At 39.3% G+C, this 26,152-nt stretch carries 33 protein-coding genes and 1 tRNA gene; all 34 read right to left on the reverse strand.

Annotated features, from left to right (window positions below):
* Positions 1-3: 3 nt before the first annotated feature.
* Positions 4-819, reverse strand: a complete 816-nt coding sequence (locus tag AS4_RS13855; protein WP_096734505.1) for a hypothetical protein — start codon at positions 817-819, stop codon at positions 4-6.
* A 17-nt stretch (positions 820-836) separates the two neighbouring features.
* Positions 837-1,523, reverse strand: a complete 687-nt coding sequence (locus AS4_RS13860) for a YmfQ family protein (RefSeq protein WP_167468949.1) — start codon at positions 1,521-1,523, stop codon at positions 837-839.
* Position 1,524: 1 nt separating this feature from the next.
* The gene (locus tag AS4_RS13865; protein ID WP_096734507.1) at positions 1,525-2,631 is read right to left on the reverse strand and encodes a baseplate J/gp47 family protein; all 1,107 of its coding nucleotides are present in this window, start codon (positions 2,629-2,631) and stop codon (positions 1,525-1,527) included.
* Positions 2,632-3,066 carry a phage GP46 family protein gene (locus tag AS4_RS13870; RefSeq protein WP_096734508.1) on the reverse strand — a complete coding sequence of 145 codons (435 nt, stop codon included), beginning with the start codon at positions 3,064-3,066 and terminating at the stop codon, positions 2,632-2,634.
* A 50-nt stretch (positions 3,067-3,116) separates the two neighbouring features.
* Positions 3,117-3,653: a phage baseplate assembly protein domain-containing protein gene (locus tag AS4_RS13875; RefSeq protein ID WP_096734509.1), complete on the reverse strand. Its 537-nt coding sequence runs from the start codon at positions 3,651-3,653 to the stop codon at positions 3,117-3,119.
* Positions 3,653-4,741, reverse strand: a complete 1,089-nt coding sequence (locus AS4_RS13880) for a phage baseplate assembly protein (RefSeq protein WP_096734510.1) — start codon at positions 4,739-4,741, stop codon at positions 3,653-3,655. The genes AS4_RS13875 and AS4_RS13880 overlap by 1 nt, the downstream gene beginning before the upstream one ends.
* On the reverse strand, positions 4,738-6,042 hold the full coding sequence (locus AS4_RS13885) for a DNA circularization N-terminal domain-containing protein (RefSeq protein WP_096734511.1): 1,305 nt from the start codon (positions 6,040-6,042) through the stop codon (positions 4,738-4,740). Before AS4_RS13885 ends, AS4_RS13880 begins: the two co-directional genes overlap by 4 nt.
* A 91-nt stretch (positions 6,043-6,133) precedes the next feature.
* Positions 6,134-6,484, reverse strand: coding sequence for a hypothetical protein (locus AS4_RS13890; protein ID WP_096734512.1), 351 nt, complete (start codon positions 6,482-6,484; stop codon positions 6,134-6,136).
* Positions 6,485-6,551: 67 nt separating this feature from the next.
* Positions 6,552-8,375, reverse strand: coding sequence for a hypothetical protein (locus AS4_RS13895; protein WP_126606926.1), 1,824 nt, complete (start codon positions 8,373-8,375; stop codon positions 6,552-6,554).
* 220 nt (positions 8,376-8,595) lie between these two features.
* Positions 8,596-8,895: a phage tail assembly protein gene (locus tag AS4_RS13900; RefSeq protein WP_096734514.1), complete on the reverse strand. Its 300-nt coding sequence runs from the start codon at positions 8,893-8,895 to the stop codon at positions 8,596-8,598.
* 3 nt (positions 8,896-8,898) lie between these two features.
* Entirely contained in the window at positions 8,899-9,273 is a 375-nt protein-coding gene (locus tag AS4_RS13905; RefSeq protein ID WP_096734515.1) for a phage tail tube protein, read from the reverse strand.
* A 10-nt stretch (positions 9,274-9,283) separates the two neighbouring features.
* On the reverse strand, positions 9,284-10,792 hold the full coding sequence (locus tag AS4_RS13910) for a phage tail sheath subtilisin-like domain-containing protein (protein WP_096734516.1): 1,509 nt from the start codon (positions 10,790-10,792) through the stop codon (positions 9,284-9,286).
* Between the two features lie 11 nt (positions 10,793-10,803).
* Positions 10,804-10,983 (reverse strand): DUF2635 domain-containing protein, encoded by a 180-nt coding sequence (locus AS4_RS13915; RefSeq protein ID WP_096734517.1) that lies wholly within the window; start codon positions 10,981-10,983, stop codon positions 10,804-10,806.
* Between the two features lies 1 nt (position 10,984).
* Complete coding sequence (locus tag AS4_RS13920; RefSeq protein WP_126606928.1) at positions 10,985-11,635, reverse strand: hypothetical protein; 651 nt, start codon at positions 11,633-11,635, stop codon at positions 10,985-10,987.
* Positions 11,636-11,667: 32 nt separating this feature from the next.
* Positions 11,668-12,057: a head-tail joining protein gene (locus AS4_RS13925; RefSeq protein WP_096734519.1), complete on the reverse strand. Its 390-nt coding sequence runs from the start codon at positions 12,055-12,057 to the stop codon at positions 11,668-11,670.
* A gap of 1 nt (position 12,058) precedes the next feature.
* A complete protein-coding gene (locus AS4_RS13930; RefSeq protein ID WP_096734520.1) occupies positions 12,059-12,271 on the reverse strand; it encodes a hypothetical protein in 213 nt (70 codons plus the stop codon).
* 11 nt (positions 12,272-12,282) lie between these two features.
* On the reverse strand, positions 12,283-13,344 hold the full coding sequence (locus AS4_RS13935) for a major capsid protein (RefSeq protein ID WP_096734521.1): 1,062 nt from the start codon (positions 13,342-13,344) through the stop codon (positions 12,283-12,285).
* A 62-nt stretch (positions 13,345-13,406) separates the two neighbouring features.
* Entirely contained in the window at positions 13,407-13,826 is a 420-nt protein-coding gene (locus AS4_RS13940) for a head decoration protein (RefSeq protein WP_096734522.1), read from the reverse strand.
* Between the two features lie 12 nt (positions 13,827-13,838).
* On the reverse strand, positions 13,839-14,456 hold the full coding sequence (locus tag AS4_RS13945; protein WP_096734523.1) for a hypothetical protein: 618 nt from the start codon (positions 14,454-14,456) through the stop codon (positions 13,839-13,841).
* Positions 14,457-15,329 (reverse strand): S49 family peptidase, encoded by an 873-nt coding sequence (locus tag AS4_RS13950; RefSeq protein WP_096734524.1) that lies wholly within the window; start codon positions 15,327-15,329, stop codon positions 14,457-14,459.
* The gene (locus AS4_RS13955; protein WP_096734525.1) at positions 15,329-17,002 is read right to left on the reverse strand and encodes a phage portal protein; all 1,674 of its coding nucleotides are present in this window, start codon (positions 17,000-17,002) and stop codon (positions 15,329-15,331) included. The genes AS4_RS13950 and AS4_RS13955 overlap by 1 nt, the downstream gene beginning before the upstream one ends.
* Before the next feature lie 2 nt (positions 17,003-17,004).
* Positions 17,005-17,274, reverse strand: coding sequence for a gpW family head-tail joining protein (gene gpW, locus AS4_RS13960; RefSeq protein WP_096734526.1), 270 nt, complete (start codon positions 17,272-17,274; stop codon positions 17,005-17,007).
* A 38-nt stretch (positions 17,275-17,312) separates the two neighbouring features.
* Positions 17,313-19,274: a phage terminase large subunit family protein gene (locus tag AS4_RS13965; RefSeq protein WP_096734527.1), complete on the reverse strand. Its 1,962-nt coding sequence runs from the start codon at positions 19,272-19,274 to the stop codon at positions 17,313-17,315.
* Positions 19,258-19,833, reverse strand: coding sequence for a hypothetical protein (locus AS4_RS13970; protein WP_096734528.1), 576 nt, complete (start codon positions 19,831-19,833; stop codon positions 19,258-19,260). The genes AS4_RS13965 and AS4_RS13970 overlap by 17 nt, the downstream gene beginning before the upstream one ends.
* 278 nt (positions 19,834-20,111) lie before the next feature.
* Positions 20,112-20,768, reverse strand: coding sequence for a hypothetical protein (locus AS4_RS13975; protein ID WP_096734530.1), 657 nt, complete (start codon positions 20,766-20,768; stop codon positions 20,112-20,114).
* Positions 20,769-20,949: 181 nt separating this feature from the next.
* Positions 20,950-21,037 (reverse strand) — tRNA-Ile (locus AS4_RS21680).
* A 90-nt stretch (positions 21,038-21,127) separates the two neighbouring features.
* Positions 21,128-21,673 carry a 3'-5' exonuclease gene (locus AS4_RS13980; protein ID WP_096734531.1) on the reverse strand — a complete coding sequence of 182 codons (546 nt, stop codon included), beginning with the start codon at positions 21,671-21,673 and terminating at the stop codon, positions 21,128-21,130.
* Positions 21,673-22,458 carry a hypothetical protein gene (locus AS4_RS13985; RefSeq protein WP_096734532.1) on the reverse strand — a complete coding sequence of 262 codons (786 nt, stop codon included), beginning with the start codon at positions 22,456-22,458 and terminating at the stop codon, positions 21,673-21,675. The genes AS4_RS13980 and AS4_RS13985 overlap by 1 nt, the downstream gene beginning before the upstream one ends.
* A gap of 267 nt (positions 22,459-22,725) precedes the next feature.
* Positions 22,726-23,415, reverse strand: coding sequence for a DnaJ-like cysteine-rich domain-containing protein (locus AS4_RS13990; protein ID WP_096734533.1), 690 nt, complete (start codon positions 23,413-23,415; stop codon positions 22,726-22,728).
* 1 nt (position 23,416) lies between these two features.
* Positions 23,417-23,761 carry a hypothetical protein gene (locus tag AS4_RS13995; RefSeq protein ID WP_406565182.1) on the reverse strand — a complete coding sequence of 115 codons (345 nt, stop codon included), beginning with the start codon at positions 23,759-23,761 and terminating at the stop codon, positions 23,417-23,419.
* Positions 23,762-23,827: 66 nt separating this feature from the next.
* Positions 23,828-24,640 (reverse strand): hypothetical protein, encoded by an 813-nt coding sequence (locus AS4_RS14000; protein ID WP_096734535.1) that lies wholly within the window; start codon positions 24,638-24,640, stop codon positions 23,828-23,830.
* Entirely contained in the window at positions 24,637-25,557 is a 921-nt protein-coding gene (locus tag AS4_RS14005; protein WP_096734536.1) for a helix-turn-helix domain-containing protein, read from the reverse strand. Before AS4_RS14005 ends, AS4_RS14000 begins: the two co-directional genes overlap by 4 nt.
* Positions 25,554-25,862, reverse strand: a complete 309-nt coding sequence (locus AS4_RS14010; RefSeq protein ID WP_096734537.1) for a hypothetical protein — start codon at positions 25,860-25,862, stop codon at positions 25,554-25,556. Before AS4_RS14010 ends, AS4_RS14005 begins: the two co-directional genes overlap by 4 nt.
* Positions 25,859-26,119 carry a hypothetical protein gene (locus AS4_RS14015; RefSeq protein ID WP_096734538.1) on the reverse strand — a complete coding sequence of 87 codons (261 nt, stop codon included), beginning with the start codon at positions 26,117-26,119 and terminating at the stop codon, positions 25,859-25,861. The genes AS4_RS14010 and AS4_RS14015 overlap by 4 nt, the downstream gene beginning before the upstream one ends.
* Between the last annotated feature and the right edge of the window lie 33 nt (positions 26,120-26,152).

Raw genomic sequence — 26,152 nt, forward strand, 5'->3', positions numbered from 1 at the left:
TTATTAATATTCAAACCAATTCGTTAAACCAGTTCCCTCCACCTTGTAATAATACTGAGGTGGAACAATGAATAGGATGTTGCAGCCGCCTGGTGTAACGTTAGAGTTAATTCGCCCCCCAGCAACTTTGGTAAAAACGCCAGGTGTCTTACCAAAAAAACCACCTAACTCTGTATTTCCCACGCTTTGATCACTTGTAATACTTATTACTTTTGGGTATAGGGTGTTATTGATATAAACAGTTGATAGTGCCCTTGATCCGATAAAATCTCCAGCATTGATAATAGCCTGTCCAAGAAACAAGCTTTGCCGAATCAAATTATCTGCATTTTCACGCTGTAAAATCTCATAATCAATTTTATTATTCAGTAAGTTATCACTGCTAATTCGATCATTCTTTTCAGTATTAATAATATTTTCAAACTCGCTTGTAGCTATTAAAGCCCAGCCAGTTAAAACATTATTTAGATTATTCATATTTCCATCTATAGTACTCACGTACAAACGTAGACCATCATCGGAACTAAGAACGGCCCCTTTGTGATATCCACCTAGAGCATTGGCAATAGTAGAGTTAAATTTATATTTACCACCTGCATTTTGCCAAACTTGATGCTGACCGAAAAAGTTTAAAATACCGTTAAAATCATAACCGCTTGGGGCAATACCACCTGCTAGTTTTTTAACCATTGTTTCAGGCGGAAAGCCTTTATCAAACGAAGCTGCGCCACGGGTACTGGTTGTTGCAGGAATTGTATTTTTTAAAGTACTGTTTACTGCAAATGCTACTGCATTTAACTCTGGTTGAGAAAGAGGCATTTATATACTCCCGAAAATCATTTATAGAATCGACCTTGGCCAAACGGCTCCGCATCTTCTTCTGCTTCCATAAAACCAAAAACAGGATCGCTATCAATTTCTACAAAATCGAATAAAGTTGAATAGAATTGCGTATGTGCGGGCTTATATCTTTCAAATAAGCACATTAAGGCTTTATAGGAATTGGAATTTTTTATTGCAGCTTCATCACCTGAGTACTCAACCAAAGAAGGCGAATTAACATCGATTACTACTTTCCAAGTATGCCACCAGTCACTTGGATTAATAATTAAACCCTCTGGGGCGTCTAAGTCATAATGCGTTGGTGTGAACTCTCGAATGACAATATCAATTCCCAAAGATTTAGCGATTGCGATGTAATAACCGTTACTTTGGCCACCATCAGCAATTAGTTTTGCAACGATATATTGCCTGTTTTGCTCTATTGAATCAGGAGCACCAAAACAATAATCAGGTATTCCAACTGTCAAATTCCATTCGTCTATTAATTGAGTTGTTGTTGCTGGAAATGCCTCTATTAAAAGCTGTGATGCATCTGCATCTACCTGTTGAAATGATTTAGCAATCCCTTCAATTAAATCATGTTGAATACCTGAAGTTGCACGTGACCATACTCGCCCCCTTGGTAATAGAGATTTAATCGCTTTGGTGTATTGCTCAAGTGTAAATCTTGATTGAGCCATGCTAACTCCAATTAATGTTCCCAAGAACTGCGATTGAACTTGATGCCACAGGTACATCGGCAATCGGTGAGATAATGCTAAAGTCATTTACACTTTCGACTTTGTTTACTGCTGCCCAAATTGAAGCAATCAACACTTTCCTGCCAGGTGCAGAATTATTTAAAAGTGATTGTTGGAGTGACAACCTAACCGCCTCACGGTCTACAGGCTTAACACCTTGAATACTTAAATTGATCGATTCCAATGTTGGTGACAGTCCATAAACCAATGCCGTTGTTGGGCGAAGTGGGTATAAATAATTCGCTATCCTTAACTGGTCCCCTGTTGCTGGTGTATCTCGTTCCTCACCACTTGCAACCCCATTGTTACCTTGAGGCAAACCCATAGGATTGCTATCACTACTTTCAACCAAAAAATACACACCTACAGTGCCAGCGCCATAAACTAAAGGCACACACCACGCGCGAGTAACCCCTTCAACTTCTGTTGCCCATACTTCGTAATCATTTTTAGCGCCACCTTGCGGTGTTGATTGATATGCGGCAATGACTCTAGACTTAAAGTCTTCACTGGTTTCAATATCAGCACCGCCAACAATTGGCCCGGATATACCAGAAGAATTTACCCCTGGTATTGATTGTCCAAGTGAAAATTGAGTTTCAGCCTCGCTATTGCCATCAGCCCCTTTCAAGCCGTTTGGATCCGCGAGCGCTTGTATTGTGACAACAATAAAATCAGCGCTTTGAGATGAGTTTATAACAGTATATTGTTGGCTATCACTCCGAATTATTTTTGTTCCATTTGGAATAATTGCACCAGCAATCGCACTAAATTTTACAGTACCAATCGCTTGTGTAGCCGCCTTACGATAAACCCCTCGTAAAGCCCCCCATGCTTCTAAGTATTCATCTGTTGCTGTATAAGGGGTGGCCTGTAAAGCAATATAATCTAAGTACCCATAGTGTTGATGAGTCATACCAGCTACAACAGTGCCTATTACATTTAAGTTTGAGAAACGTAGTAATGCATCAGCTTTTGGTAAAGTTGAAATAATGTTTTGAAGGGATCGTTTAATCAAATCGCTTAGAGATGGTCTAACAAATGCCATTTACCAAAGCTCCTCTGAAATTTCACTTAAAATGCTGCCATCTTGACGATAAGCAACAACAATCATTCTTAATTGATTGTTATGAATAAATTTTGCTTGAATATCGAATTTTGCAACAATGTTATCGTCTATCATCCACTGGACCGCTTCCGCTGCATAATTAATGGCTTCTAGTTCAATATTTGTCGGTGCTTTTGATCGATCTAAAAGGTACAACCTTGATCCAATCGGATATTTTTGCCCTGTATCACCCCACCATCCACGGCGATCTTGTGTGTTATCTGGTAACTCATCATTTACATCTGCTACTCGATCGGTGAATAAACTTATTAAAACCGATGTTCTAACATCATGGCCTTTACTTAATTCACCATTCTCAATCTCGTAATCGCCCGTTCCTGTCGAAACATCCCAAATGGTCTGAATATCAGTCATGATTATTTTGCCCACAAAAAAGCCCCTAATAAGGGGCTTATAAGTTTCTTTTAAGGGAGTGGTGAAGTTGTATCACCGTTGCGTGAGTCTTTATGGTGATGCTTAATCTGAGATATTTCACCAGCCTGAAAATCAATACCCTTGGCAATACCATCTTTAAATTCAACACCATTGATCATGAACGAATCTGAACTACTTATTTCGCCTTTCCCATCACCTGTAAGCATAATTTTAGTTCCTGCTTTATCAATTAGCGTGATTCCATCTCGTGAGATAAAAACTTCCTGACCTTGATTATCAGAAATACAAACTTCACCTTTTTTCAGACCCTTGCGTCTGCTTTTAGCGTGATGAGTTGCAATAACTACACCTGAGCTTTTATTACCACCAAAAAACAATACTAATGCGTTATGACCATCTGGTGGGGATGATTGAAAACCATAATCGGCATATCGCGGTATGTTGTCTTTAGTTTCAGCTTGATTAAATTTAACTTGGATCTTTTGAGTATCTGATTCGTCATCCACCACCACCCCCCATCCCAACCCTAGAAGATTCATTAATCCGTGGTAAAGTTTATCAATCATTATTGAATCACCCCCGAATTTGCATTTAAAACATCTGTTGGCAGGCCTTTGAATGGGATAATTGGTTCTGGAGTAAACGCGCCAATAGGCATGATGATTAAATCGCAACGTGTGCCCATCTCATCTTTTCTATAGGTAACTTCACTAATCAACCAATTTTGCATGATTACCTTAAGGCTGGGGATATTTATTTGAATTTGTGTGTTTGGTTTATACAACTGTTCTTCAATATTGCGCCATGATGAAACGGTAAGGTTTAACATGTTACTGCGAGCATAGCGTCTATTTTGTTCCCACATTGCCCTTTTTTCAGCAACTTTAAACCCAGCATCTCCATCTTCTGGAATGATGTAGAGTGGCCTATAACGAGTTATCTTCTTGTCCGTTACTATGTAATATCCAACATTCTGATCAGGAGCTTGATCTAGATTTAAAGGGGCACTGGGATTAACAACAATATATTCTGAATAAAGTTGATCTTGACCTTTTGTAAATGCTGCTGTTTCAATGTTCACCCCCTGAACCAGTGATCCTAAAACCTTGTCATTACGTTCTCGACTGAGAACAAGATTTCCATTCTCGTCCTCATAATAAAGCACTTGAGCAACCCGGCAAACTCGATCCAATACCGCAGCAGGGGTTTCACCTAGATTAATGTTTTGGGTCGAAATGACATCCGTATCGACTTCTGAAGTAACTTTAATCCCAAAATCTTCACACAGTGACTCAGCTATGTTTAATGCGTTCATATTTTGAAACTGCATGCCTTTCCAAACAGCAGAACAATCAACTAGATCTGAACATTTGCCTCGACCTGAAATTTGATAAATATGATGGTTGGCATTGACGGTATTAGTAAATCGGTCTATGTACCCAGTTACAACAACATCACCACCTATATAAACTGTACATTTGTCACCTGGTCTAACTTCAACATAATCAAGATCAGGAACTTTCTCTGACATTTGTAGATTGAAGCTATTAGGTATCCGCTCAATACCCCGAGTGATACTTAACTGCGTCCAACCTGCTATAGCATACTGATTAGCACCACTATCGATTATTAATTTCACTTCATTATTGTTCATGATGAGAGCGCTCGAAAACTTAATGGCATAAAGGCAGGATGAATTGGATTAGCTGACTGAACCAATTCAATTTCACGTTTGTTATCTTGGTAAAGGCGTTGCGACCAAACCAATGAAGGTAAGCTTGCTGCAGATTCTATTTGCTCAATCTTGGCTAAATCACCACCCCTTGCTGTTAGGTCTTGGGATACGGAGGTCCTCAAATTCACAAGTGCATTGTAAGTGTCATCTAGACCTTGATCGCCTGCAATTTTCAGCTCTCTATCAAGGTATTCACAAACTAATGTTCTCGTTTTTTGAGCATCATCATATGAAACATATTGTCTATCCGAAGCAGCCTGAACAATACATATAACAGCAATTCGGTGAATTAGATCATTCAATAAATTGAAGCCTTTTGCATCATCAGTGCCTATCGGCATATTTTGCAAATTAATAAGGGGCAACATTGCATTCATTGCTTGTAGCGGGTCAGGATTGGCTTTAAAAACGGCTGTAACCGTATCAGCAATGCTGTTTACGATATTATCAATATTCATATCTTCACTAGCTGTTGCCAGTTTTTGAATTTCATTCAATACATTGACACGACTCGCAGACCCTATGCCGATCAATTGATTAACTGTCTTATTTGATTTTTGTCCTAAGGGAATCGTTGAGCCAATATAACGGCCGATTTCACCCGGCAAACCAGTAATCATTGTCACCAAACTTGTTGCAGTAAAAATGACCTGTCTAACTTGAGTGGTAAAGCGATTTACAATTGTCAAAATACCATTTCTATAACTTCTAACAGCACCTTTAATCATGGTCAGTGTGTCGAGTATTGTTGCTTTTTTAGCAATAGTACTTAAAGCTATAGTTTGGCCTTGAGTGTTAGCCAGAATCATTAATGTTGGTTTTACTTTGTTTTCTATGAGAGTAAAACGTATTGATGCGGTTCGGCCTTGAAGATCTTGCTCTATCTCAAAATCATGAAGGCACATTTTTGTTCGGGTCCCAAGAGTTGGATGACAAAAAATACCTTCACCCCACTGCTCAGCTGCTTTTTCAAATGCTTCAATTTGCTGTTTTAATGTACCCGCACCACCATAAGCACCGCCACCCTCAACAATAAACCCCATGATATGAAAGGTTTTTCCCCTTGCACCCAAATCCTCTACCCAAACCCCATCGACATAAGGATAATCATGTATAGCTAATTTACGGCCCATGTTTAGAGACGTTGATGTAATACCAAAAGGTATATTTCGCCATGAGGCTGGTTGTAAGTTTTGAAAATATGGAAGTGAGATACTCATGTTTTCTCCAGATATAAAAAAACCCACTGACGTGGGTTAGATACATATTTATGATTTCTATTTTGGTAAAAATAATTAAAAACTAATCAAATTAGAATTTGGAACTTCCCCATAATTCAGCACAAGACAAATAGGTTTTATTGCTAAACTCACTCTCAATTGTAGTTATATGTTTTTCATCAGTGATTCTCGGTTCTTTGTAGGCACTATAAACAATTGCCTTAAAAAATTCCCTTCTTGGACCAGGCATACCTATTTGATTTACTTCTTTCAAAGCTTCAGTGATAGTTACTCCCGTTTGTCTTTTGTGCATAACTTGCAAAGCATAATCAGCTGACTCTCCGCATATCCCCTCTATTAAATCATTTTTTGTTATTTCTTCATTTGCATATGCGGAATGTGAAAGAATAACAATTAGGCCAAACATTATTAATTTTTTCATTTATATCTCAATTATAAATGTCAGCATCCTTGCTGTATTTCTATATTTAAGAAGAAACAAAGTCAACCTAATCCATAACACCAGGTGCGTTATGTTTGATTTTGACTCCTTGAGGTGTAGTTACTTTTGTTGTTGTCGCAGTGTTTGAATGTACGGTATTTTGCACTGTTAGATTCACCTGTGGTGGTGTACTAGCGTTGTTACCGTTAATATTCTGCATTCTAGACAAAACATCTGAAGCATACTTGTTGGGACTTGGCTCATTGGGTGTGGGTTTCCGGTCTGAGGGATTTGGACTGTTGGAATACCACCAACGAGCTGCACCTGCTGCGCCATACTTATCAAAAGCTTCTTTTAGCTTAAAATCTATAATTTTGTTCTGGATTTCTGGACTAGAAAGAAATTGTTTTGGAGTAATGTCATAGCCTAATGCGTCATGATCCCAACCGTGATTTTTACGCCCTGCATTTTTACCCCAGCCCACAATATTTTGGGGCATGATTTGAGCAAGACCCATGGCACCTGTTCGTTTGTTCACCTCCCAATATTTATGTCCAGATTCTTGAGCAATAATACTATTTTTGAAATTTGCAAAAGTTGGGTTTGAGACTGTTGGAGAGGGGGTTTTTGACATTCCCTCATACTTTTCCATATTAGCAACAGCTTCTTTAGCACTAGGCAAACCAACAAAAGCTAAACCTTTGGTAATTTTTTCACCGAGCCAATCACCAAACTTTGTTCCCTCTACAAAATTTTCGTTAATCCAGCTTCCAATCTTCCATCCAGCTAAAGCAGAAATAGCAAGACCACCAGCTAAGCGCAAAGCACCCATCGCACCTGTAGCTATGCCTAATTTGGCAATTATGCCGCCTAAACTACCAATCGCCACACCAATACTTGCGACAAAACTAACTCCAATTAGAACTGCAAGCCCTTTTAAAACATTCTCCCAGCCTCCAAATTTCTCAACAGTTTTATCAACCCATTTCACTAACTTAATGCAGCCATCTATGAATTTAATAATGCCCTCTAGGACCTTCTCAAAATCAATTTTGTCTAGCCACTTTGCTAAACGCTCAGCTAATTTTGCAATTTTATCGCTAATCTCCTGTCTGTTCACAACCAGCCATTTAGTCCATTTATCAATTAATGGCTGAAATACAGGAATTAACTTATCAGCAATGGCAGCTTTAGTACCATTCGTTGCCATTTTCATTTTATTAATTGAAAGCGTAAAATTGTTAGCGCGCTCAATCATGCTAGGGGTGATACTTCCTTGAAGCTTTTTCGTTTCTTGTTGATAACCGCGCATTGCTTTACTACCCTGCATTAATACAGGTAGTAATTCTTCAACACCAAATGATTGAGCCAACTTACGAGCTGCGGCTGGGTCTCGCTTTTGAATAACTTTGATTTTATCTGCAAGTTTTAATAAAACGGCCTCAGTATCAATCACCCCAGTTCGAGTATGCTTTAAACCTATTCCAAGCATTTGCATCATGCCAAAAACTGCTTGATTTCGCCCCCATTTTGCATCTTGCAAAGTATCAGCAAAACTCTGAAAACCTTTTGTCATTGTTTCAGCAGAGATGCCCGTCAAATCTCCTATACCACGCAATTCCATTAGTTTTTGCGTACTAATACCGATGATCTGTGATGTTGAGGAGGCAGCAAATCCAAGTCGAGCCCACCCCTCAGTCATTTGATATAGACCAGCGATTGAACCCCCACCAAATAAAGCAAGTAAAGGCGTGCCAAGTTTAAGTACAAACCCAATTAATGATCGCACTTTAGAACTTAGATCGCCTACCCCACGAGCTAAACGATTGACCCCCGTTGTATCTCCCAAACGCCTAACTGAATTACCTAATCGAGATAAGGGCTGAGTCATACGTCCAACTGAATTATTAATTCTGTCTAATACCGCTGTCGCTCTATCCACAGCGGTAATTGTGTATTGAATTGGCCTCATACTGCCCCCGTCTCTTTTAGTTTTTCTGTACGATCAAACCAAACTATCAATTTTGTTAAAGTTAAATTTTCCGCATCAAAAGGACCCCACTTAAAGCACCATGTTACATAGGTAATCATGCCTTCAGTATCGTGTTGCCCTATTCGCCAAAAAAATAGTCGTAGTACTTTTGAATTGCCCCAAAATCTCGTGCACCAATTTTCTTAATGGTTGGTACATCTAAACCAGAGTGATTGGCTAAGAGGATTTGAAAAGCTTTAATGGCATTATGTTTTTGTGTATTGGTCGTAAGTGTTTCAATTTCTGCAATCGTTGGCTCTTGTAGATTGATATTTGTAATCATTACACCATCAGTATTTTCTACAGGCGCTTTTAAAGGTAGAGCAAAAGGAGTTGAATACTTCTGTTCATTTTCTTGGTTTAATTCTTCATTGCTCATTGATTAATTCTCCGTTACCGATCCAGACATTCCCTCAAAACGCACTTCAAAAGTACTTTCTTGGGTTTTTACTTCTTGGGCATCTACAGTCCACATGTTGCGACCTGTGACATTTTTTCCGTTTGCTAATTCAAGGTGAATCGTGGCATTCGTCATTGCATTAAAATCTTTAACTGTGAGTCCGCTTGAATCTCGTAGGGTTCCCGAAATAAAAGGGGCTCTTGGCATTTCAGAATAACCATGAATTTGATCTTGACCAGGTAGTGTTTTTCTTTCCACATCTGCAGGTGAATAGGTCAATTCGCCACTAAGTAGATAGGTCACCCCATCTACTGAAATGTTAGCGATACCTGCCTGACGGTTTGTATTGTTAGCCATGTTTTACCTCTTACAATTTGAATTGAGCCAAAAGCGCAAAGACATTTAATTGATTAATCAATGTACCCGGCCACAACACATCAACCCGATTTGGATTTTCAGAATTTTGCTCGACAATAAGTGCTTTGGCGAATGCATCCGCATCTTGAACATGACCGTTAAATTCGAGTTCCTGATAAGCAGCAATGACATCTGAGCGGATAATATTTGGAGTAACGATCGCTGAACCCTGAGCAAATCTAGTTCCATTTGCTGCTAACTTCATACGGCCATACTTCGTTGTAATCCGAGTTTTCATATACCGCAGAATATAGGCCAGTAAAAACATGGTTTCGATTTTCAAGTATGAATTGTCAGGGGATCCAAACGCATTTTTTTGGTAGGTTGTAATGATTGCTTCAACACGACACAACCCATCGTCACCAACCGTGAAAGTCGAAATACCGTTATATAAAAGAACATTTCGATCTGTTAATGCAAAACGGCTTGCTGTTGGAGGTGCAAACATGCCGACAATGGGTAAAGTTTGAAGCGGTCTACCCGGATCATTTTTTAGTGATTGAGCGATCGCGCCAACATATTGAGCTGTAATAATCCATGACGGTGTTGGAGAGTCATATACACCTAAAATACAACCATAAGGACTATTTCGAGTTGTACCTAATGTTGTCTGGTCACCAAAAGTTCCGTTATTTACAGCAAAGTAATTGCCATAAAGTTGCTGGCTCCATGACCATCGCCCCGTTTGCATGCCGAGAAAATTATCTAAGGCGTTTAAAGAGGCGGTATCCACATATGGGCAAACAATGAAATCAAAAGTCGTATCGCCAAGGCTAGAAAGTGGACCTTCTAAATTTGGGTTTAGAGCACCACCAATTAACTTTTGTGAATCAAAAAGAACTGAGAGTCCCGATGGTGTTGATTGCCCGCCTAGTGTGTCTAAGTAATCTAAGCGAAGGTCAATTTCATTACCAATTGCCCCACCGTGAACAGCCGTTAATTTAATTTTTCCAGCCCCAGCACTTGTTGCTTTTACAGGAGCTTTTAAATCTGAATTAATCAGGTTGATAAGAGAGGTAACAATTGATGTTTCAGTAGAGAATGTGGTTACTGGTACCTGATATAAACCTGTTCCATCCCCCCAGTAGCCGCCCCCACCAACGTATAAGCTAATCGCACCATTTTTCAATGGTGTACCAGAAATTGTAATTGTTGCTGTAGCTGATGGCGCGTCTCCTGGATCTAAAAGAGGCAAGCACCAAACTTCACCAAAATCATCATTTTTACGATAAGCCGCAACCATTGCTGCAAGCTGAGAATTAATACCATACTTAGCTTGAGCATCACCAATCCCACCACAAATCTGAGGCAATTCAGGTGTAGCTGTTCCTAAGCTAGTTATTTGACCAATAATTAAGGTCCGTTGTACTGTTATTGCTGAATTTGCTTGAGAGTTATCAACCTCCGCATAAAATAATGGTACTCGAACATCATTAGGCACATTTGAAAAAGGAACCATGTTTAAACCTCTTAAGATGTTTTATTAGAATTGGCGATTTGAGTTTTTGGTGGTTTACCCTCCACTACATCTCCATCACGTAATCGGCGAATCCAATAGCTATTTCTTTCTACTTCACGGCCTTGGATGGGTAAAAAATCTTGTAATTGTGGGTCAGGGATACAACTCCCTTGTTTCGGGGTGACATACATTTTATTGACTCAACTTAATGTCTAATTCCGCTTCATCTCGTCCATCAGGACCATGTTTTCTTGGTGCTGGGACTACAGAATCGGGATATTTAGAATCGGGATACGTACCTGTTGGATCCGCAACATTGACTAAATCCAAATGAATATGAACATTATTTAATGGCACTGTTTTTGATGGTTTAACTGGGAACTCTGTTATAGGTGGCTCTGTCGCCTGACTGTCAAACACTTCAAAACCTTCATAAACAAATGCTGCAGATATTGCCGCAATATGTTTATTACCGCTTGAGACTATTTCTAATCGACTATCAACAGATTGAACATTTTGCACAGATCCAACAATTGAGTAATCGGTTAGCAATAAGTTCTCAACCCTATACCAAAGATTCTCAATATCATCTTGAGCTTTCTCAGCGGTGGTAGACGTAACAACACACATCACATCAATACTTACTGAGGTATCAAATTCAGGAATGCCCGCTTTCATTATCGCGGCTTTCCCTTCTGTGGATGTTCGTACAAAAATACAGGGGAAAACTCCATCATTTGGTGCCTGTTGTACATTCCAATTCCCTGGTGAATCTATTGAAACTGGATCATCACCAAGCCATAAATCAGCTTTTTGGAGTGCTGAAACAACAGCTATTCGCATCTGACGGCGAAACAATATCGGCAATACAGGAATCATTGATCTTGTGTCCCCTTTTCAGATGTAATGTCGCATGCTTTAGGTGCAAGATTTAGAAGTAAGCGACAGCCACCATGTCCATCAAGCCTCACCTCTTTGACCATATACAGCGTGTCAACCAAAGGTGCACCAAATGAAGCTTTTACTAATATTTGATCTTTCTGACGAGGTGTAACTGGCAAATCTTTTAGATTCAAACCAATACACGGACTGACAGAAGTAACATGCAAGCTATCAACAACTTGAATATCAATATAGGCTTCATCAAAAACCCCACTAAGGCTATGCTTTACAAGATATTTATCTTTGACAGACGCATATAAAATTGGCTGCCCGAAGACAGCCATTAGTGGAGACAAAACTTTGCTTTGCCAATCCACATTCATTTTATTTACCTTCTGTGGCTTCTTCTTCAACCACTGCTTGATGTTCGAGAGGGCGAATAATTCCCGCATCGACTAAGCGTTTAATTTCCTGCTTGTCATCAAAATCAATAACATCACCCGCAGTGTAGTTTTTAAGGATAACTGTTGTGTCATTTCCTGACTTTTTGGTGGCGCCATATTCAATTGAATTGCCAGTGCAAACTGCATATTTCATCGAAATTCTCCTTAACCTAACACTGGATCACAAACACGAGCTGAGAAGCTAGCATTCACACGCGAAGGAATGACTAACGGTGCAGATTGCATCATTAGGAATAATTGAGCTGGGTCTTGGTTTAGCCACATCTTAGGCGCATATGCCAATGGACCATAATTAAAGGCAGGATCAATGATCATGCCGAAAGCACGAGTTCCCATGAGATCTGGACCAGACATAACCACAGTACCATCTGTGATCATCGGATATTCTTTGTCATCCTCTGGATCAACGTACCAGTCGTTATATACCCACAGATCGTAATTACCCCAACGGCCTTTATAAACAGCACCGCGCTCAATTTGAGCACCTACATTGATGGTGTTGCCACTTCCGCCATTTCCTGGATACCAAATTGCAGTCTTAACTGTTTCATCATTTTTGAAATGAGCCCAAGAGGTCGCAGTAAAAATAATGTCAGTTGCAACACCACCTGACTGCTTGAGAATCTCGTGAGCCCATTTCTCAATGTCACTTGAAGGCGACACACCTGCTTGCCCCCATTTAGCAGCACCTGCCAACGTTAAAGTCAAAGATGGAGCGCGACCATAATTAATGACGGTCTCTGGAAATCCTTCACCTTTGACAGTAACAGTACCAGTTGTTAATGCCTGAGCGGCCATCCATTCAAGACGACGGTCAACCATATCAATCTGATCTTCCATTTCAAAAGCAACGTTCACTTGTTGACGTTGTTGCGGTGTTAGATCACCACCACCAATGCGCTCACCGATTTGGCGGCGGACAGGTTTCATTAAGTCAGGAGCGCGCTTATCTTTGATGTAGGCGGGCTTAAAGCGGTTTGTTTGATAAGTACGGGATTCAACCAATTTTCCTTCCACCTTAGGAGAGCAGAAAGGAGCTAAACGGCGTTTACCCACATCAACATCAATGTCGACTTCTTCTGTTTGAGATTCAACAATATTTGGGAAAAATTTATCCAAAAGAAATTTTTGTGCACGTTTAAGGTTTGGCACTACTTGCACGAGTGCTGCTGTGGTAAATGGCGTCATATTGTTTTGACCAGGCATTAATTTTCTCCAAAAAAAAGAGCCACTGAAAAGTGACCCTTTTTAAAAAATTTAATTTGTATTTAGTTTGCTGAAATCGGTGTTTTCAAGAAAATACTTGTCGCACCAAAACCAGCCTTTAATGCAGTCAAAGCTGCTGCACTGCCTGCCGCCCCCCAACTTGAATCGTAAACAAGTTTGTTAAAATTGACCTCAATCATCACATAGACACCACCTGTTTGTGGTGAGGTAACAGTTGTATCAACCTGATCAACTAGAATACCGCGCGGTTTTTCTGAGCCGTCTGCTGCAGTTTTAATTGAAGGAATCCACACTCCAGTGGCTTCAATCATCCCCATAACAGTGCCACGCTCATAAACCCCACTGCCACCGACTGGAACTGTGTCAGTGACAATCTTTAAATCACCTGCAACAAGCTGATCTGGCACGAACACATCAGTTGTCATGCTTGGAATCCAAGGATTATTTGAATAATTTGTCATTTCATTTTCCTTTTATTTACCGCGAACAGCTTCAAGTGACTTTAAAATGTCATTTGCTTGAGCAGTTGATTTGTTTTGGCCTTTATGATTATTACCACCAACATCTGTACCCACTTGGTAATTTCCAACACCTTGCATTTTCACGCCTAGACCACCACCGCGAGATGTATCTATCTTTGCGGCATTCATTGCTGAAATTGCTTGAGTAGCTGTTAAACCAGTATCGAATGCGAATACGGCTGCTTGATGAACATTCCCTGCTTTAATGCCATGAGCAATAATTCGCGCACAGCGTTTACGCTCAGAAGCACGCGCAGCCTTTGCATTAGGCTTTTCGTCATCTTCATCATTTTCTTCTGCATCAGGATCATCTTCAATGATTTCCCCATCTGCCTTTTTTTCTTCCTCGTCCAGCTCTTCCATGCGAGCTGCATAGTCGTCATCAGATTCATCTTCCATCTGTTCACGGTCTGGATCTGTTTCAGCTTTTTTTGCCCACTCTTCCTCTTTTTCAGCGCGGCGGGCTTGTTCATCTTCATTTTGTTCAGATGCATTAAGTTTCATGAAACTAGCAAAAGGCGCTGCCGGTTGCATTGTTTTCTTTTTGGTTTTGGTTAGTGGCTTAGCCATTTAAAGCTCTCCTGATTTTACTTTTTCAAAAAGGGCGTTAAATGCTGCGTCTGTGGACATAACTGCATCAGCAAGCCCCATATCAACACCATTCTGTCCCATGAAGGTAATTGCTTCAGTGTTTTTAACTTTTGAAGCATCCAAGTTACGATTACGAGCCACTGTATTTACAAATAGCTCACCCATTGCATCAATTTCTTTTTGATATCGTTCAAGTGCCTCAGGTGCGAGTGGTATTTCTGGTGCACCATCAGCCTTATGTTTTCCATATGTAATGAATGTGACTTTTAAACCAGCACTATCAATAGCTTTTGCCATATCAACATGCATTGTTATTACGCCAATGGAGCCAACTCCACCTGTACGAGGGACTGTAAGATAGTCACAGGCACTAGCAATTGCATATCCAGCAGAATATGCATATTCATTCAGGATGCCCCAAATTGGCTTTATCCCTCTGATTTCATAGATAGCATCAACAAGATCAAAGCACCCTGATACTTCCCCACCGGGTGAGCAAATATCTAAAGCGATCGCTTTTACTTCTGGGTCATTTATTGCGGCATAGAGGTTTTGTCGTATACCGTCATAACCAGTCATTCCGCTATAGGGTTTTAAGCAACCTAATTTTTGAACTAAAGTGCCTTCAATTTGAATAATTGCCACACCACCTGCAACTTCATAACCAGCACTTTTACTTTTGCGTGATGGTGAAGAAAATTCATAATCATCATCTTCCATCATTGCAACTCGTTGGATCTGACTAATACCCAAGCGCTCAGATAATGCTGAAATAACGACTTCTGCTTTTGATGGGTGAATTGCAAGAGGCACATTAAATAAACGTTGTGCCAAAAAACCGAAACGATTCATTATTCTACCTCTGGTAATTGAGTTGTCTGTTTAGCGGGAGGGCTTGCCTCCTCCCCCTCACCAGTCCATTTAGGTAGTGGCAAATCTCTGTCCTTAAACATTTTTACCTCATTCGCTCTTTGATCTAATATTTCTCGATAATCCGCACCATCTAATTGCGCGGCTTCTTTTTCAAGCGTTGTTAGACCTGCATCCATACCCAGAATCGCCCCTTGTTTTTCTTTAACGTCATCAACATAACCGCGCCCAGGCCCCATCCATCTACAACGACCATACAAACTTCGATATTGGATAAAGTCTGGCGAACCTGCAGGTAATGGAAGATTCCCCACTTCAAAACATTCTTCTAGCCATGCAGCAAATAAAGGCTGACAAAAGCCTGTAGCAAAGTTGATACGGCGACGATTAAAGGTTTTCCAAGCTTCCAACATTGCGGCGCGATAAGATGAGTAGTTCACCTCTGCCCAGTTTTGGCTGATCTGTTGAGCACTCATGCCTGTTCCAGCTGCCACATTTCGCAATACAGCAGATTCAAAACTTGCAAAGTTAGAATTTGGTCGCTGCGCTGAAACGGTATTAATTGTTTCACCAGGTGCCAAAATCGGCATACGCACACCACCAAGCTTAATCCGACTATTTTTGTGAAATTCAGTGCGAAACTCTTGATAAGCTCCCAATCCAGCGGAATCTGGACCAGTACCACCAAGCGCATCCTCAACAAAACTTTGATCGTAAGGACTGGTGACAAATGCTCCAAAAATTGCATTCACAATTGCCGCATCCATTTCGGTACCATCGTACTTAATCAACATTTTCAGTCTTTCAACGACAGACGTTAAAATGCCTGTTCCTCTATGTTGTGAGGCTCGATCATGATCAAAGTCATGTACGATTATTGGCCGCCCCCAGTCTGTCTCTCTTGGGATACGCTCCCAAATCACCGACTTGTCAGCATTAAACCAATCCCCTTGATGAGCTTTTCTTATGTGATAGGCAATTGGTGCACCGTCCTCTGTAATTTCAACACCACCACGGACGTTTTTCAGATCGAATTGGTTGTTTGGATTGCTCAGCCGATCAGGATCAATCACTTGTATTGCAGTTGCAAAATTAGCTCGACCATAACCAACATGCTCAGGTTGCCACTTAATGTATGCGAGCGCATCACCATCAATAATTTTGTGTCGATACGACAAATAGAGCATTTCAGATACCGTTAAGCATCGTTCAACGTCACAATATCGTCCAACATCATTTGCAAATAGTCGCCAATAAGCATCAACTGCTCGACCGAACTCCTCTGCCCATTTATGATCAAACCCTTTATTGCCTGTAACTTGCTGTAAAGCGTAATAATCTGGCTTACTTAAAGGTCTAAATTCAGGACCAATAACATTATCTAGGTTTCTTGTAATGGCTGCATTTGCCCAGCCATCATTCCGAACTAGATCACGAGCACGAGCCACAATAATGTCGCGGCCACTATTAATCTCATTATCAGGTGACCATAAAGAAGGCGACCAGCCAGCAGTGTGTTCACTTGAATAACCAGCTGCATCATACGGCGGAGCTGCGAAACCCTCATTGCCTGCCAATGCCTTTGATTTTTGCGTTATCGGCTGACCATGAACATCAAGAATACTTACATGAGGTTTATCTTTTGCTGCAGTCATGCCTACCTCCGAGAGTATCTAAACTGTACTGGCTTTCTTCGTTGAACAGGCATACCAAGCTGCAATTTCAGCATATTGATAAACTGCAAAAGTTGTTGCAGATCTAACTTTTCGTATTTAACAGATCGGTTGCCATCCCCTTGAGAATAAGAGAACTCAACACCACGAGATCCAGTCATTAACTGCACATATGCCGCTTGAGCTGTTTGCAAAGCTGCCTGCAACTGAGGGACTGTCATGCCTGCAAGTGGAGAGGTATTTGGGTCAAACATAAATTTTTATCCAAAAAAAACCCCGCTTGATGCAGGGGTTAATTGTTCATTTCAGCCATTCTCTCAGCCAGTGATTTTTTCTTAGACACTTCAACTTTGGTAACTGATACAGCTTTATTCGTGTTTGGATCAGATTGAGTAAGATCATTAACATCAACATGATCATCTAAAACTCGCTCAATTTCTTGCATTGGTACAAAGTCTAGCTTTTCCAATCGCTCACATAGATTATTAAGTTTTAAACCCATGTGATTGAGGCCACATAACGCAGCATAAGCATATACACGACAATCCAAAGCCTCGTTAGCCTTGCCTGCAGGTAACTCCCAAACTCGATATGTATCAGCACCTATTTTTCTAATCATTAGTCTTTCAGCTAATAACTGTTGAAAATATCCAATGTCTCGATCACTAGGAAAATGCATATAACCAGGACCAGTCACATCAAGATGTAGCCTGCGTCTGATCTGATCCTTAGCACTATTCACCCCAAGAATGATCGGCTTAAAACTTTTCTTTGTTCGGTTTGTTGGTTTCTTAGTTGGCCATACAGGTGAGCGTTTACCATTTCGTGCTGACTCGCCTTTAATTGCCCATATCCGACGAGAAAGACGTTCCTTACAAAAGTCATAAACCTTTTGTGTATGACCTTCTTGACCACCCGAATCTAGGCATGCTGCGGAAATTGTAAAAGGCCGGCCATCGCCTCTGCGAAATCGTTTTGCCAAATAAGCATCTATTTTTGCCCAATAATTGGGATCATCAATCTCACCATAAATTGTTTCATAAGCAATAGACCATGATTCCTCATAACGGCCCCATCCAACAACTTCAATCTCACAGCGATCATATTGAAAGTCGATACCAGCTGTTAATACACCAACACCATTAGGAACTTCATCAATCCAGCTTTCGCACCGCTCTAATAATTGCCCCTCAGGTAAAACTTGTTCACCGAGATCATCAAATGGCTCACCTAAAACAAGGTTAAAAAATGTTTTACGTTGCAATGGATCTTTGTGGACATTCAACCACTCCTCAACCAGTCTTGACCAACCCGCTTTAGGAAGTAATGAATAACCAGTCCAAATATGAAAACCTGCATGCCCTTTGAATGGAGCTGTTGCCTGCCATACACCATTTTGAATCATCCGGCCTTTATGATCTTCTGTTATCTCACATCCATTGATACAAGAATAATAAGCAGAATCCTCTATATACTCGCCAAGTTCATCACGTTTCCATTTGATTCCATGTGGAGTATCTTTTCCGCCCCATTCCAAAACTTGCAAAGTATTACAATGAGGGCAAGGAACAAAGTAGCGGCGCATATCACTATTCAGCCATGCTTTCTCTATTCGACTATCACCTTTGTTTGTTGGAGTTGAGCCCAGAACAATTACACTATTCCAGTACGTCTCAGCCCTTTTTTTGCCAAGTGAAATCTGATCACCTTCGGCACCTGCACCACCAATCGGATAACCATCAATCTCATCAAACATTACCACTCGGACTGTGACACGACGAAAGCCACCTGGTGAATCAGCACCAATCAGTTTTACACTTGAACCATTATTGAACTTTTTTGCCAATATAGTCTGATTAGAATCTTTGCTTTTTGCATCACCACCTAATTTTGCTAGAACAGGTACATCACGCAGCATTGGTGCAATAACACCTTTAGAATGATCCTCTGCATCGCCATTACGTGGCTGTACAATCAAAATCGGTGAAGGCTGATAATGGATAAAATAACCGAAAGCATTATTCAAAATCTGGGTATAACCAACACGCGCTGACTTCATAACGACAATGGTTTTATTTTTTGAATCTGTCATGGCATCCATAATGCCGTTTTGATATGGATATGCCTTAAAACGTCCAGTGCTTGCTGAATAGTCAGCAGAAAGCACCATGTATTGCTCTGACCATTTACTAACTGACAGAAATGGTGGCGGTCTTAATGCATCGGCAAAACTCGCTCTAATTTTCAGTTTCATAAGAATCTAAGAACTCATTAAGGCAGTACGTCAATTCCTCTCTCAGTAAACTTTCAATTTCTGCGGGTGAGTTAATTGCTGAAAGACGAACTGCAAGCTCAGAAGGCAAAGAAAGTAACTTTCGTTGTAGTTGAGCTGCAACTTCTGCATCGTGTTGATATACCTTGTCGGCTTCTAATAATCGACCTTCTCTAATTGCTGTATCGTATTCAGCCGCTCTTGCCCGCTCACGTTCTAGTTTTAGCTTTTCTAAAGTTAAGCGCCGATTTAATTCCTTAGCAGGCAACTTTGTTTCTGGGTAACCTGAAAACTCGTCATTTGGATCAGGGTTACCCTCTGAATCGTTACCTGAATCCGTTACCTCGTTACCCAAGGTAACTTTGAAATCAATTACTTCATCTGGTGCATTTTTTTCTTTTCTGTAGAGTTCTAAATTTTTATTGCTTAGCTCTACATCTACCGAGCCATCAGTGTTTAAGATAACCCAGCCTTTATTTTTCCATGAGGTAACAGTCTTTTTGCTTACTTCATGGAGTCGAGCAAATTGTGCTTGATTCATGTTACCCGTTACCCTGTTACCCACTTCAAAAAATTTCGTAGCTAGTCACAAAGCACGCTGCGCAATCCCCGTGTCTATAGGATCTTGTGGGAAGTACCTTTTGTAAATGCTTTGTGTGGCTTCAACCTCATAGCGACCAGACGGTCATTGAACTCTTTAATTGCTTTCCTTCGGCTTTTAATCATATAGATCAACAAACCAATGCCACCAAAGAAGCCAATCACTAGGAAAGCACACAACAACCAAAGTAAAACTGTTAATGGATTCATATCTATTCTCTATCTAGCAGAAGCAATTGCACTTGCTAATGTGTTTCTAAACAACACGGCGGCATTACGTTGCACTATTAATTGTGATCGTTGCCCAAAGTTAAGTCGTTTACGTGTATTGACTGGCTCTGCAAAAGAGACAAGCAGTTTTAAATGCCCTGTTGTATTTGCTAACCTTCCGCCCTTTGTACGCTTTGCACTTCGGCGGGTTTGTGAGGCTGGACGTTGCCATAAGCCATACACCACACCGCTTGATGTTTTCACCTTACCCAAGAACACATCTTTTCTACTCATGTACTTCTTAATAGCGTTTCTTGGTAAGTTGCCGTACTGGTTTGATACGGCGTTAATTGGTACTAAGTCGGCAGGCTTAGCCCCAAGGTATTGCTTACCGCCATATTCATACGGCTCTAAATACTTTGCTGCTATTGGTCTTATATACACTGTTGCAGTGGGATTGCCTTTTCTAGCTGCTTTGATTGCAACTGAATTAACTGTGAACGGTGTAGGCGTATCAAAGAGACTCGTTAAGCCTTTTTTTTCTTCTGCCTGAGCTAACTTAGCCAGCTTATTAACGGTTTGAGCTAAAGCAAAATCAATTTGCCTTTTATGTTCTCTACTGACTTTCCTAATCTGGTCATCTACATTAAATCGAATATTTAACATAGCAACCTCAACTGTTCATTTTTCATATATAAGCCAAGATGAGCCATATTCAGTGCATCCCACTTTCCTCTAGGCATTAAAAAAGCCCACTAAAAACAGGGCTTAAAAATAGAAACATTTCTCAAATCAGTTCAAAAAAATAGAAATTTCAAATCCAGCTAATTCGAGGGAATTAAAATAGTAGTTCTGACTAGATTCGAACCAAAATCAGCCGATTATCTATCGTTACAAGGTATAAGCTCGCTGCTCTACCGTTGAGCTTCAGAACTGTGGCACGTTATACAGGACTCTAACCTGTAACCACCAACTTAGGAGATAAAAGTACATTTACTGAAGATATAACAGGCTATTAGAAATAACTAATACATATTTTTTTTATTATACAGATTAAGCCTTTTGTAGATTTTATAAGTTATTAGTGCATCTTCATATGCATTATGATAACTGCTTCTTGAAATATTAAAATGCTTACAAGCATCATCTAAAGAAGATAAATTATTTAAATTATTCTGTATACAATACCAATAAAATACAGACTGTAAATCAATATGTCTGTAATTAATTTCATTGTATTTACTTGTCATATTATTCAGATGGCATAATTTCCTAAAAAAACCAACATCAAAAGATATATTCCAACCAACAAACCTATAATCCGTTCCTATATAATTAAAAAAATCTAACAAAACATCATGTGAGTTGAACTTATCATTGAAAAATTGTTCAGTATGGCCATGGGTATTTTTTGATGATCTCGAGAAAGAAACTAATTTATCTGGTTTAATATAGGAGTGAAACTCTTTCACAACTTCAAGCCTACTATCTACTAAAATTGCACCAATCTCTAACGTATGATCTTGGAATAAGTTTACACCAGTTGTTTCTAGATCTAAAAAACACAACATTAATCTGCCACCTCGATACTATTATTTTCCATAGAATCAAAAAATATCTCTATTTGCTTTGCCTCAAGCATAAAATTAAATTCTTGGTTTATCTTTCTATAAAGACACTTCTTACCAAGAACTTTTTTAGCATGTAAAGTGATTGGCTTAAAAGACTTTGCTTCAACCATTTTATTTGGACTCAAGAATATTTCATTATCTATTTTAAAGTAACTGTAACAATATCCGCCCTGCTTATATAGGTAAATTTGTAAATGAGCCCTAATTCCAGGATCTATCTCATTAAATAATTTTAACAAATTATCAGGTGTATTTTTTATGTTTTCTTTAATAGGATAATTCCAAAATTCTTCATATTGTTCAATAAATGGATTATCTACATAACCTACTACAAATATTAACTTATTTCCTTTTTTTGAAAGAATTTTCTTTATTTGGCTTGAAGAACCATTAATAAATGTTTTTCCATACATAAAAAAAATTGTTACTTCATTTGCCTTTTCTAACTTCTTTTTAATAATAGGCTCAACCTCTGAAAAATCACTATAGTAGTGCTTTATTCCCGACTTACTATAATGACTACTAGCATCTAATAATAATTTATTCCACCAAAATGAAACAAGTATACAGGTTAAGATAGACACCAGAATATTAGTCACTGTAGAGTAAACAACATCACCCACATTCCCTTTAAATATAAACAAAATACCAAGCAAAACGAGTACTGATATAATACTTGCAACTGTAAGCCATTTATAACTTATTTTTGATAATAGTGGGTGCATACAATATCTCTTTTCCCAGTCTTAATAAATAGGTTTCAAATGAAGATATAATAAAATACCACCCATATGATTCCTATTTTTTAAATATAAAAACAACCCAATATACAGAGTTTTAGTTTGACCACATAAAAATTAATCAATTAATGATCAGCCCTACACACACCAAAAACAAAACCCCGCAAATGCGAGGCTTTCTTATCTTGGTCTCGGATAAACCGTAATACGACCATTATCGAAAAATATACCCTTATTTTTGTACCTATGCAATCATAAATTGTATTCTTCAGCCACAATATAGAAATAGCCTCTTAAATGAGCGTCCAGATCTATTCTCCAATCACACAAAATATCTAGAGCATTTTTCTCGTACTTATCATAAATTTTAATATAATTATTACGTGCTATATTCGTACCCGAAATTCTATGCCGTTCTGATTGATTATAAGCATTTTCTTTTTTCCCTTCGCATTTACTGCACTCAACATGCTTTTTATCATTTTTTGAAAAGATAAACCCTTTTCCATTACATTTGGTACACATACCTCGTTTAAATAAAAATTGAATTAGCGCTGAACGAGCCACACCTTCTGCAGCTTCTTTAGAGGTTATTTGTTTAGTTTTAAAACCATCTTCTTTAAACTTTAAGCGAATTTCAGAAGTGAGCAGATTGTGAAGTAAGGCAAAGTGACGATCTGTAGGATTGATTGAACGAACTAATGCCCACAATAATGAATAAACTTCTGGACTCATATCCTGCATCATTAGAGCTGCACTATTTGCCTTACTTCCAAATGTAGATGGTCCAGCTACACCATCCTTAAATCCATCCATTGTTTTTTGTGCTAAGTCGAGTAATGTAAAATCGACTTTTGAACGGCTAGGAGTAAATAATAAACGGCGTAAATCGTGGACTATTGTCTCATTTCTATGTTTCTCAAAGTTTGCTGTGGCTGTCATTTTACTCCCCCACCATTGTCTCTATCTGTTGAACCGCTAAACCTGATTTCACTTGCTCAGTACTAAACCGTAATAACTGAAATCCCATCACTACTGCAGCATTGTATTTCTCCATATCACCAATGTACCCCTTTCCGCGTGTGTGACGCCCACCGCTCCAAACACCGCCCTCAACCTCAACCAAAATATTTTTTCCAACAATGTAAAAATCAGCGCGCCACTTACGTTTAGGATGGAATTTATATTCCTGTTCAAAGCTAATTTTTAAAATTCGTAATTGGTTGGCCAACAACGATTCACCGATACTTTCACCTTGATGAGTTTTAACTCGAGTACTGCGTTTCAAATTAGTTTTCTTTCTGGATCTACCACCGTAAAGTTTTTGGTATTCAGTAATTGAGATGCTTTCCACTTAAGCTAAATCTCCCACTTTTTCGACATCATAAAACTTAACTAATTCCCAATTGTTATCTTCTTTGGCGATTAAGCAGCTAAATGAACAATCAATATCAGGCTCATCTTTGTATCTACCCATTTTGGGATTTAATTCATCTAAAAAGATTGGACCATCTTCATTTTTTAAAATTGAATGCCCGATTTGACGTTCAACTTTCGCCATGCGATCAAATGTGTCAGGGAAATCTTTGCGAATCTTGTTCCAGTAACCTGCTCCACCTTTCACACAGCCAATGCAGTTATTGTTCAAATAACCAAGCTCATACATTTTCGGTATGCGTATGCCTGCGTCTTGAAGCATTCCAAGACAATCCGCCTTGCTTAGATCTGATTCAATAAGTGGAAAATATGAATTGAGACTTGGATTTCTTTCTTCAAAATCTTGAGCACGATCTATTTCAGCAATGTCATACCCAAATACGTGCAAATCGCCTTCTTTTTGGAACATTCCACGTGGGATTCTTTTAAGCTGAGTTGTACATGGCGCACCCTTTACACCTTTTAAGTAACCTTTCTTAAAAACTTCGTATATTGAATTCAAGCCTTGAGGATAACGTGGATTAAAAATTCGAATAATTTGTTGACCAAACCATTGCTCACATTCATTAAAAAAACGTTCGTTATCAGAGTGCTCTTCTATAATTGGACTATTCGCAATTACTACTGGTACTTTAGGAAAAATCTTAGCTGCCTTTTCAAGCATAATTTTCGTTGCCACAGCCGATGCTGCACCACAGCTGAACCAGCAAACAATTCGTTTTACTTTCATGCTGCACCTCTACCCTTAGGTTTAAATCCAACTGCCTGCAGATGTGATTTCCAGTTTTGGAGTTCATTTGGATCAGAGAGTTTTGCAGCAATGCGGCTTGCTAGTTTTTCAAAAGATTCACCTGGCATACTGAATTGATTGATAACATCAGGAAGTTGAGCAAGTTTGTTTGCAAACACGTAAATCTGTTGAGGTGAAGAGAAAAATACTAAATCAGATTCACCAATTGATTTTCCATTTTGCGCTTTGTCGTATTTGTGACGGTTTCTCAAAAGTGTGTCAGCGAAGTGGTAAATCAAAAGATCATCACAAAGATTATTTCCAGCATTGAAAAGCTCGAATGCTTTTTTCTCGCGTTCAAACCAACTTGCTTCGATAACCGATTTCGGTACTACCGTGGGATCGGCTTGATCTAATTCAGAACGAAGTTTTTTCAAACAAAGCCAGTCTTTTTTATTTTTAGATTCTAATGAGAGATTCCTTGGGAGGTTCTGTGTCCCAAAATTGGTACTGGTCTCGGTACCAAAATCGGTACTGGTTCCAGTTCCATCATTGGTACTAGTACCGTTTTTGGAACTAGTACCTAAATCAACACCAGTGTCATTTTTGGTACTAGTCCCCATTTTGGTATTGGTATCTGAACTATCTTCACGTCCAAAGACACCAATCAATTGATAGACTTTTACGCCATTTCCTTTAATTTCACCTGTAAATTTAATCAACTTTTTAAGCTCAAGTTCGTCTAAAACTTTGATAATCGTTTTGCGATTTAGCGTGGTGTCTTTCTCTAACCGTTTTAAACTTGGGAAGCACTTATGGTCATCCCCAGCTCGATCAGCAAGAGCTAAAAGTACAAGTCTTTCACTTGCACCTGAGACTGTAGTTTTCCATGCCCATACGGTTGCATCTAAGCTCATATTTCACCGACCTTAGGCATTTCATATATGAAACTGCCATGCATTAAAATTTGTTTAGCTTTAAGTAAGCTAGCGACAATTTCACCAGCTTGATACACTGTTAAGCGGTGTTCATTGATTAGCATTTCCATAAACTCATGTTTTGTGACTGCAGCATTTTTCTCATCACGATTAATCTTTCTTAAATTTGCTTTTCGGATTTCAAGAAATGTATTTAAGGACTTTAATGCAGGCTCATACCAGGATTGAGTCCATTGCATTTGTTTATGCTCAGGAGCTTTTTTAAATAACTTGTTAGTTGTCATGAAACCTCCGTAAGAGATAACTCTATTGCACTCAAACGGCGCTTCATCATGAGTTCAGTGGTTGTTGCAGTACGAATAGCACTTTCAGCTACTCGACCTCTGCGTTGATCCGTTGTCCAATGCTTACCATCGAATTCATGGAGAGTAATAAGTTCATTTACATATAAAAGATTGAGACTCTTTAAGACCACCACATCACCAGATAAAAAGTTGGCTTGGTTGTTTTCGCTTAGTTCTTGTGCTAAATTTAATTTCATATTCATTGGTCCCATAATTGATGAATTAAAAGC

Source organism: Acinetobacter guillouiae, from assembly GCF_002370525.2.
Classification (GTDB): Bacteria; Pseudomonadota; Gammaproteobacteria; order Pseudomonadales; family Moraxellaceae; genus Acinetobacter; species Acinetobacter guillouiae.

What these genes read in the sequence shown, in the direction of transcription:
- AS4_RS13935 (WP_096734521.1), bottom strand. Translation starts at nt 13,344, where the DNA reads ATGCCTGGTCAAAACAATATGACGCCATTTACCACAGCAGCACTCGTG.
- AS4_RS13950 (WP_096734524.1), bottom strand. Translation starts at nt 15,329, where the DNA reads ATGAATCGTTTCGGTTTTTTGGCACAACGTTTATTTAATGTGCCTCTT.
- AS4_RS13915 (WP_096734517.1), bottom strand. Translation starts at nt 10,983, where the DNA reads ATGTATGTCACCCCGAAACAAGGGAGTTGTATCCCTGACCCACAATTA.
- AS4_RS14005 (WP_096734536.1), bottom strand. Translation starts at nt 25,557, where the DNA reads ATGAGCTTAGATGCAACCGTATGGGCATGGAAAACTACAGTCTCAGGT.
- AS4_RS13855 (WP_096734505.1), bottom strand. Translation starts at nt 819, where the DNA reads ATGCCTCTTTCTCAACCAGAGTTAAATGCAGTAGCATTTGCAGTAAAC.
- AS4_RS13925 (WP_096734519.1), bottom strand. Translation starts at nt 12,057, where the DNA reads ATGAATGTGGATTGGCAAAGCAAAGTTTTGTCTCCACTAATGGCTGTC.
- AS4_RS13860 (WP_167468949.1), bottom strand. Translation starts at nt 1,523, where the DNA reads ATGGCTCAATCAAGATTTACACTTGAGCAATACACCAAAGCGATTAAA.
- AS4_RS13985 (WP_096734532.1), bottom strand. Translation starts at nt 22,458, where the DNA reads ATGCACCCACTATTATCAAAAATAAGTTATAAATGGCTTACAGTTGCA.
- AS4_RS13895 (WP_126606926.1), bottom strand. Translation starts at nt 8,375, where the DNA reads ATGACTCAGCCCTTATCTCGATTAGGTAATTCAGTTAGGCGTTTGGGA.
- AS4_RS13890 (WP_096734512.1), bottom strand. Translation starts at nt 6,484, where the DNA reads ATGAAAAAATTAATAATGTTTGGCCTAATTGTTATTCTTTCACATTCC.
- AS4_RS13940 (WP_096734522.1), bottom strand. Translation starts at nt 13,826, where the DNA reads ATGACAAATTATTCAAATAATCCTTGGATTCCAAGCATGACAACTGAT.
- AS4_RS13930 (WP_096734520.1), bottom strand. Translation starts at nt 12,271, where the DNA reads ATGAAATATGCAGTTTGCACTGGCAATTCAATTGAATATGGCGCCACC.
- AS4_RS13900 (WP_096734514.1), bottom strand. Translation starts at nt 8,895, where the DNA reads ATGAGCAATGAAGAATTAAACCAAGAAAATGAACAGAAGTATTCAACT.
- AS4_RS13920 (WP_126606928.1), bottom strand. Translation starts at nt 11,635, where the DNA reads ATGCGAATAGCTGTTGTTTCAGCACTCCAAAAAGCTGATTTATGGCTT.
- AS4_RS13875 (WP_096734509.1), bottom strand. Translation starts at nt 3,653, where the DNA reads ATGATTGATAAACTTTACCACGGATTAATGAATCTTCTAGGGTTGGGA.
- AS4_RS13970 (WP_096734528.1), bottom strand. Translation starts at nt 19,833, where the DNA reads ATGAATCAAGCACAATTTGCTCGACTCCATGAAGTAAGCAAAAAGACT.
- AS4_RS13885 (WP_096734511.1), bottom strand. Translation starts at nt 6,042, where the DNA reads ATGAGTATCTCACTTCCATATTTTCAAAACTTACAACCAGCCTCATGG.
- AS4_RS13965 (WP_096734527.1), bottom strand. Translation starts at nt 19,274, where the DNA reads ATGAAACTGAAAATTAGAGCGAGTTTTGCCGATGCATTAAGACCGCCA.
- AS4_RS14015 (WP_096734538.1), bottom strand. Translation starts at nt 26,119, where the DNA reads ATGAAATTAAATTTAGCACAAGAACTAAGCGAAAACAACCAAGCCAAC.
- AS4_RS13905 (WP_096734515.1), bottom strand. Translation starts at nt 9,273, where the DNA reads ATGGCTAACAATACAAACCGTCAGGCAGGTATCGCTAACATTTCAGTA.
- AS4_RS13990 (WP_096734533.1), bottom strand. Translation starts at nt 23,415, where the DNA reads ATGACAGCCACAGCAAACTTTGAGAAACATAGAAATGAGACAATAGTC.
- AS4_RS13955 (WP_096734525.1), bottom strand. Translation starts at nt 17,002, where the DNA reads ATGACTGCAGCAAAAGATAAACCTCATGTAAGTATTCTTGATGTTCAT.
- AS4_RS13865 (WP_096734507.1), bottom strand. Translation starts at nt 2,631, where the DNA reads ATGGCATTTGTTAGACCATCTCTAAGCGATTTGATTAAACGATCCCTT.
- AS4_RS14000 (WP_096734535.1), bottom strand. Translation starts at nt 24,640, where the DNA reads ATGAAAGTAAAACGAATTGTTTGCTGGTTCAGCTGTGGTGCAGCATCG.
- AS4_RS13980 (WP_096734531.1), bottom strand. Translation starts at nt 21,673, where the DNA reads ATGTTGTGTTTTTTAGATCTAGAAACAACTGGTGTAAACTTATTCCAA.
- AS4_RS13975 (WP_096734530.1), bottom strand. Translation starts at nt 20,768, where the DNA reads ATGTTAAATATTCGATTTAATGTAGATGACCAGATTAGGAAAGTCAGT.
- AS4_RS13910 (WP_096734516.1), bottom strand. Translation starts at nt 10,792, where the DNA reads ATGGTTCCTTTTTCAAATGTGCCTAATGATGTTCGAGTACCATTATTT.
- AS4_RS13880 (WP_096734510.1), bottom strand. Translation starts at nt 4,741, where the DNA reads ATGAACAATAATGAAGTGAAATTAATAATCGATAGTGGTGCTAATCAG.
- AS4_RS13870 (WP_096734508.1), bottom strand. Translation starts at nt 3,066, where the DNA reads ATGACTGATATTCAGACCATTTGGGATGTTTCGACAGGAACGGGCGAT.
- AS4_RS14010 (WP_096734537.1), bottom strand. Translation starts at nt 25,862, where the DNA reads ATGACAACTAACAAGTTATTTAAAAAAGCTCCTGAGCATAAACAAATG.
- gpW (WP_096734526.1), bottom strand. Translation starts at nt 17,274, where the DNA reads ATGTTTGACCCAAATACCTCTCCACTTGCAGGCATGACAGTCCCTCAG.
- AS4_RS13945 (WP_096734523.1), bottom strand. Translation starts at nt 14,456, where the DNA reads ATGGCTAAGCCACTAACCAAAACCAAAAAGAAAACAATGCAACCGGCA.